Source organism: Methanohalobium sp. (genome assembly GCF_018609725.1).
Lineage (GTDB): Archaea > Halobacteriota > Methanosarcinia > Methanosarcinales > Methanosarcinaceae > Methanohalobium.
In genome coordinates this window covers 1-6,025 of sequence record NZ_JAHENT010000131.1, presented here as the reverse complement: position 1 = coordinate 6,025, position 6,025 = coordinate 1, and the positions used below count along the sequence as shown (strand labels likewise).

The window sequence follows — 6,025 nt, the reverse complement described above, 5'->3', positions numbered from 1 at the left end:
ATCTGGGGATTGATATGGCAACCCGTGAACAGTTAATAGCATCTCAAAACACCATAGAAGGTATCAGGGATATGATAGGGGTGGATTCTATTGGCTATCTGAGTATTGATGGGCTTGTAGAAGCGATAGGCATTAATAAAAACGAATTATGTCTTGGATGTTTAACAGGTAGGTATCCTGTTGAAATCTACGGTGAAGAATGCTGTGCTCATCTACAGTCACGATTGTTTGACTATTAAATATGTTATAAACAATTTAATACCTTTTTTAATTTTTAATTATTTTTATCATTTACCACTTACAAAATAACTAAAGTTATTTATAATATTGTATTAATGAAAATTACATAATAACTATCTTTGAATATTTCCATACTTTAATCATAGTTTATCGGATAATATGAGCGAATCCAATAACAATACGTGTCGTGTAGATGACCCTGAATTTTTTCAAAACTTAGTCCAATCTCTCCCGGATAATCTTGCAGTTCTTGATGAATCAGGGGATATAATTTATGTAAATGAGAACTGGAGACAGTTCGCTCTCTCAAACGGTCTTGACTCTTCAACATGTAGTGAAGGTACCAATTACCTTAAGTTATGTGATGAATCGGAAGGAGAATGGTCTGATGAGGCACCAGATGCGTCTAAAGGAATAAACGAAGTTATAAACGGCGATAAAATTTTTTTTGAACTGGAATATCCCTGCCATTCTCTCTATAAGTACCGCTGGTTTATGATGAAAGTTGTTCCAGTATCCAATAATTATCCTACTAAAGTTCTTGTGTATCATATAGATGTTACAAAAATGAAACTTGAACGTGAAGGACTGGTGTCTAAAAATGAAGACCTGCAACGTTTAAATGAATTCAAAGATATTTTTGCTGACATCATGCGCCATGATCTTCTTAATCCGGCAGGGTTAATTAAAGGTTATGTTCAGTTATTGTTGAATCTTGAAGCAGATGATAAAAAGAGGACGATGCTGGAAAAAATCAAATCCAGTGACGATAAACTGGTTGAAATGATAGAAAATGCGGCTGAACTGGCAAAATTGGGAACAATAGATAATCTGGAATTTAAAAAAATGGATTTATGTTCTATTTTTAAAAATGTAATAAATGATTTTGAGCAACAGATTGAAGATAAACAGTTAAATATAGATTTTCTTCCGGATTATGAATGCTTTGCAATGGTAAATCCATCAATAGAACGGGTGTTTTCAAATTTATTGTCCAATGCCATCAAATACAGCCCCGAAAAAAGTATTGTGTCAATAAATATACATGATAAAGAAAACTACTGGAAGGTGACTGTAACCGATTCAGGTGAGGGTGTTCCTGATGATATAAAACCTCATGTATTTTACAGATTCCAGCGAATTGATAAAAAAGGGATTAAAGGAGTGGGGCTTGGACTCGCAATCGTTAAAAGGATTGTTGAACTCCATAAAGGACAGGTGGGGGTTGATGATAATCCTGAAGGAAGTGGCAGTAGATTCTGGGTAGCATTAAAAAAATGTTAATTAAACAGTTAATATAAGCTAAACAACACTTACATAAATTGTCTTAAGATTTTAATATATTCTTTATGTCAGGAAATAACGAAATTTTCAAACTGTTTTATCAGGTAGATAGTTCAACAACAAGGAACTACGGTGGAACAGGAATTGGAATGTATTTATGTAAAAAGGGTTGTAGATTTACATAATGGAGGTATTTGGCTCGATAGTAAAAAGAACGAAGGAACAACAGTATATATCAATTTACCTGCAAAATAATTTTTAAATTTAATGGGGCCGGGACCGAGAATCGAACTCGGGTCATAGCCTCCACAGGGCTACAGGATAACCGCTACCCTACCCCGGCACAGATTTTTATCTTTTAAAGGCAACCTATAGATGTGCGTTTCTTAAATAAATGTTTTCCCTGAAATAATAATTGGATAATAAAACTGGAAATCAATCCAGTTTTGACATCGCAATTTTTGCTGCCATTTCTCCGGAAAGCAACATACCACCAAAGACCGGACCCATTCTGGGCGCACCTGCAACAGCATTGGCTGCCATGCCTGTAACGATAAGTCCGGGATATACTTCTCTAGTGGTTTCTTTTAGGCTTTTTTCTCCAGCGTCAGCCCACATGGGTCGTTCTCCAACAACACCTTCAAATTTGGCGTTTGGAATCTTTCTTTGAACGGTGTTGCATACTACTGCTTCATGTCCCGTGCCATCGATTACAACTTTTGCACGTATGGTAAGTGGGTCAACATGAAGGTTTGCGATGGATACTGCTGCCCAGTTGATAACAATACCTGTGACATGGTCATCTTCGCGAATCATGACATCTTCAAAATTTACCAGATTGAAAACCTGAACACCTGAAGTCACGGTCTTGTTTATGAGTCTGGATACGGATTCAATTGAATTGGCGATGTAATAGCCTTTCTCGTTATCGTATTCATAGTGGTTAATATCGAATTCTTCCAGTATTTTACGGGCTTCATCCTGAACAACAATACGTGGAAACATCATTCCACCGCCCCACATGCCTCCGCCAAGTGCAAGTTTTTTCTCAAAAAGTGCGACTTTATAACCTTCCTGGGCAAGGCGTGTGGCAGCAACCATATTTGCAGGTCCTCCACCAACAAGTGCCACATCAACTTCGGTGTAATCAATAAATGTTTTAGAAAAATCATCAACTATGGCTTTTGTAATTGTAATATCATCAAGCTCCATATTATTCGACCTCATCAATCATCAATAGGTAAATAGAATCTGTGTAATTAATCTTAAAGTTGTTGGGTTTTTTATTCAATAAATAGTATAGGATTACCGATATGTTTATTTTATAGATAGTGCTTATTTATAACTGTTAAAATAAGTTAAATTTATGGGGGTAATATTTAACTAATTCTTTATTTCTTTTATTATATAAACAATCAAGAGTTGGTATTATAGTACGATACTATCAAAAATATCAAAATATGACGCTGGATAATGATGCCGATTTTGTGGATAACATTGCAGAGAAAGTAATTCTAAAGCCTGTGGGTTACCCTCTGTCAGGTATATTTGAGGATTATCCAGAAATAGAAAATCCTGAAGTTTTTGAATGCTATGCACGAGAACAATGGGAAGAACATCTTGCACGAAAAGGTGAATATCTTTTTGATCGTAGAATGTATCCTGATTTTGCCTATAAAATAATAGATGTCGACCCACCAGAGTCGGTGATTGGTCCATACACGACTATTATTGTAATGGAAGATAACAACAATGTTGAAACTTCAGAACTTAACACCGATATAAACTTTGATGATGTAATAGGTCAGGATAATGCACGTAAAAAATGCAAGCTTGTTGAGAAATTCCTTGAAAATCCTGAAAGATTTGGTAAATGGGCACCAAGAAATATATTGTTCTATGGTCCCTCTGGCACTGGGAAAACCATGCTTGCAAAGGGGCTTGCAAATAAAACGGATGTACCTATAATCACTATAAAGGCAACTGAACTTATAGGTGAATATGTAGGGGAAGGAGCAAAACAGATTCATCAGGTTTATGACCGTGCAGAGAATATGGCTCCGTGTATAATATTTATCGATGAACTTGATGCAGTTGCACTTGACAGAAGATATCAGGAACTTAGAGGAGATGTTGCTGAAATTGTAAATTCTCTGCTTACTGAGATGGACGGAATCATTGAGCGTAAAGGGGTATGTACAATAGGTGCAACTAATCGCAAAGATACACTTGATTCGGCTGTCAGTAACAGATTTGAAGAAGAGATAGAATTTGTTCTTCCTGATGAGAATGAGCGTTTAAAAATTATTGAAACCAACATAAAGACGTTCCCGTTACCCATTAAAAACGTTAATATGTCCAAAATCGCAAAGCTTACACAGGGATTTTCGGGCAGAGATATTGTAGAAAAAGTATTGAAAGTATCGCTTCACCAGACTATCATTGATGATAAAGAAGAATTCAATGGCAAATATTTGGAAGATACCGTTTCAAGGTTGCAAAAGAAAAACAATTCAAAAACAGAAAATCGTATGTATATCTGATTCTATTTTTAATTCTATTAAACCAAAATACAAGGTGTTTGTATGAGTGAACCCAGTCCAAGATATTTAAAATGCAGAGTGGTAAATGTAGTTGATAATCCACTCGGATTTAAAGGAATAGTTGTAGAAGATATTGACACAGAAGGTCGTATATACTTTGGAAGGACAAAACCCAAAGATTGTACTCTGCAGCAGGGGGATACGGCTTATGTCTATGTTAACCCGGTAAACATGGTTTTTGAGGAGGATGAAAGGACAATGGAAGTCACTTTGTATGATGAAAGTAACAATAAGCTCGACTGGACGATAATTTAAATTTATTTATTTTTTATACTGAATTTTGATTTCCATCAGGTCGTCTGCAATAACAACATTTTCAAATATTTCATTTGCTTCATTTAAAAGAGGGCTTTCATCTTCGGTGTATCTTGAACTAATATGTGTAAGAACCAGTTTAATAACACCAGCTTTTTTAGCCAACTCTGCAGCTTCACTTGCAGTAGAGTGCATGGATTCAACCGCCCATTCGGATTTGCTGTCATCCAAAGACCCGTCGTGGATTAATACATCAGCTTCCAAGCTTGCATTGAATACATCCTCACAGGGTCTGGTGTCCCCACTGTATACAACAGTTCTTCCGGGTCTTGGTTCGCCCACCACTTCTTCTGGGTGCACAGTTCTCCCGTCTACTTCAACAGGATTTCCCTGTTGCAATTTCGAAAACAATGGTCCAGGGGGTACTCCAAGAGATACTGCTTTATCCCTGTCAAATTTACCGGGGCGCTTATTTTCAACAAGTGAATACCCAATGCTTTCGACACCATGTTCTGTTTTTAATGCTTTTATATAGTATCCGTTTTTTTCTACGATGTCTCCTGGTTTTAACTCTACAGTTTTTATTTCATAACCCAGCTGACAGTATCCGAGAGCAGTAAGTATCTGGATGAATACGTCTATTTTTTCAGGTCCATAGATATATAGAGTTTCATTGCGACCCTGAAACGACATTGTTTGTAAAAGTCCGGCTATTCCAAGGACATGGTCAGCATGGAAATGTGTAATGAATATGGATGACAATGACATCATCCCAGTCCTTGCACGCATCATCTGCTGCTGTGCACCTTCACCACAGTCAAACATTAAAAGTTCGCTATCTTTTTTAATTAATATTGAAGATGGATTACGGTATGGTGTCGGTAATGAACCTGCAGTTCCGAGGAAAGTGATTTTTAACATTGACATGTCCGATTAATAATGGCTGGAGAGATATTTAGCTATTGCTGAAAATTGTTCGAGTCCAATATAGTACACTGACTACTCTCCCACGACTGAAGAGCTTGTCCGACAATAATTAGTTAAGCAATAATACGTACCATGTTATTTTGCAGAATTTTTTGTTATTCTACAATACAATAATTGATATTCAATCAATTATTTGTATTATCCAGAATTTAGCCATATTTTCCTTAGGTTAACAGCAGCACAAACCAGGTTAAATTCAGTTTTTACAGAATTCAACCCTCTTGTAATAAATTCTCTGAACCTTAAATTCTGCTTGTAATTTCCGATAGCAGGTTCAACAGTATGTTTGTTTTGTTCAAATATTACCTTTGCTTGTTCAGTTTTCATCTTATCTCTCAGATGTTTCCTATCTTCTGATACATAAGTGATTTTTAACTGCCGTATCCCATCTTTTCTATTGGTACATTGATATTTGGATTTACAATCTCTGCAATGTATACCTCTGTAAACTCGACGTTTTCCTGGCCTGTCTCTATCATTTGATTCATATGAAAATTTCAAAATCCCGTTTTTAGGACAGATATACACATCCCTTTGTTCATCATAAACGAATCTTGAAACATGGTAAGGATGCTTAGTATTATTTTCAGGTTTAGGATTTTTCTTATAACTATTATCGATTTGTTCCGGTATATAGGGATCCAGTTCTTTCTGTT

The 6,025-nt window shown here is 36.0% G+C and carries 6 protein-coding genes, 1 tRNA gene and 1 pseudogene; 4 read left to right on the top strand and 4 right to left on the bottom strand.

Features of this window, described 5'->3' with window-relative positions:
• Both QZ276_RS08830 and QZ276_RS08825 read left to right on the top strand, forming a co-directional pair.
• Positions 1-239, top strand: a pseudogene (locus tag QZ276_RS08830) (amidophosphoribosyltransferase); the annotation flags it as partial.
• A 160-nt stretch (positions 240-399) separates the two neighbouring features.
• Positions 400-1,524 carry an ATP-binding protein gene (locus tag QZ276_RS08825; protein WP_292487222.1) on the top strand — a complete coding sequence of 375 codons (1,125 nt, stop codon included), beginning with the start codon at positions 400-402 and terminating at the stop codon, positions 1,522-1,524.
• 268 nt (positions 1,525-1,792) lie between these two features.
• On the opposite strand, the gene QZ276_RS08820 is transcribed toward QZ276_RS08825, so the two are convergent.
• Together QZ276_RS08820 and QZ276_RS08815 are read right to left on the bottom strand one after the other, a co-directional pair.
• Positions 1,793-1,867: transfer RNA gene (locus QZ276_RS08820), tRNA-His, on the bottom strand.
• A gap of 92 nt (positions 1,868-1,959) precedes the next feature.
• Entirely contained in the window at positions 1,960-2,736 is a 777-nt protein-coding gene (locus tag QZ276_RS08815) for a sulfide-dependent adenosine diphosphate thiazole synthase (RefSeq protein WP_292487220.1), read from the bottom strand.
• A gap of 248 nt (positions 2,737-2,984) precedes the next feature.
• Here QZ276_RS08815 and QZ276_RS08810 point away from each other — a divergent pair, with 248 nt between their 5' ends.
• Both QZ276_RS08810 and QZ276_RS08805 read left to right on the top strand, forming a co-directional pair.
• Positions 2,985-4,067: an AAA family ATPase gene (locus QZ276_RS08810; protein WP_292487218.1), complete on the top strand. Its 1,083-nt coding sequence runs from the start codon at positions 2,985-2,987 to the stop codon at positions 4,065-4,067.
• 42 nt (positions 4,068-4,109) lie between these two features.
• Positions 4,110-4,382 (top strand): hypothetical protein, encoded by a 273-nt coding sequence (locus tag QZ276_RS08805; protein WP_292487216.1) that lies wholly within the window; start codon positions 4,110-4,112, stop codon positions 4,380-4,382.
• Positions 4,383-4,388: 6 nt separating this feature from the next.
• Here the strand turns inward: QZ276_RS08805 and QZ276_RS08800 are convergent, their stop codons facing one another.
• Both QZ276_RS08800 and QZ276_RS08795 read right to left on the bottom strand, forming a co-directional pair.
• A complete protein-coding gene (locus QZ276_RS08800) occupies positions 4,389-5,303 on the bottom strand; it encodes a ribonuclease Z (protein WP_292487214.1) in 915 nt (304 codons plus the stop codon).
• A 204-nt stretch (positions 5,304-5,507) separates the two neighbouring features.
• A partial coding sequence (locus tag QZ276_RS08795; protein ID WP_292487212.1) for a transposase occupies positions 5,508-6,025 on the bottom strand: 518 nt, incomplete at its 5' end.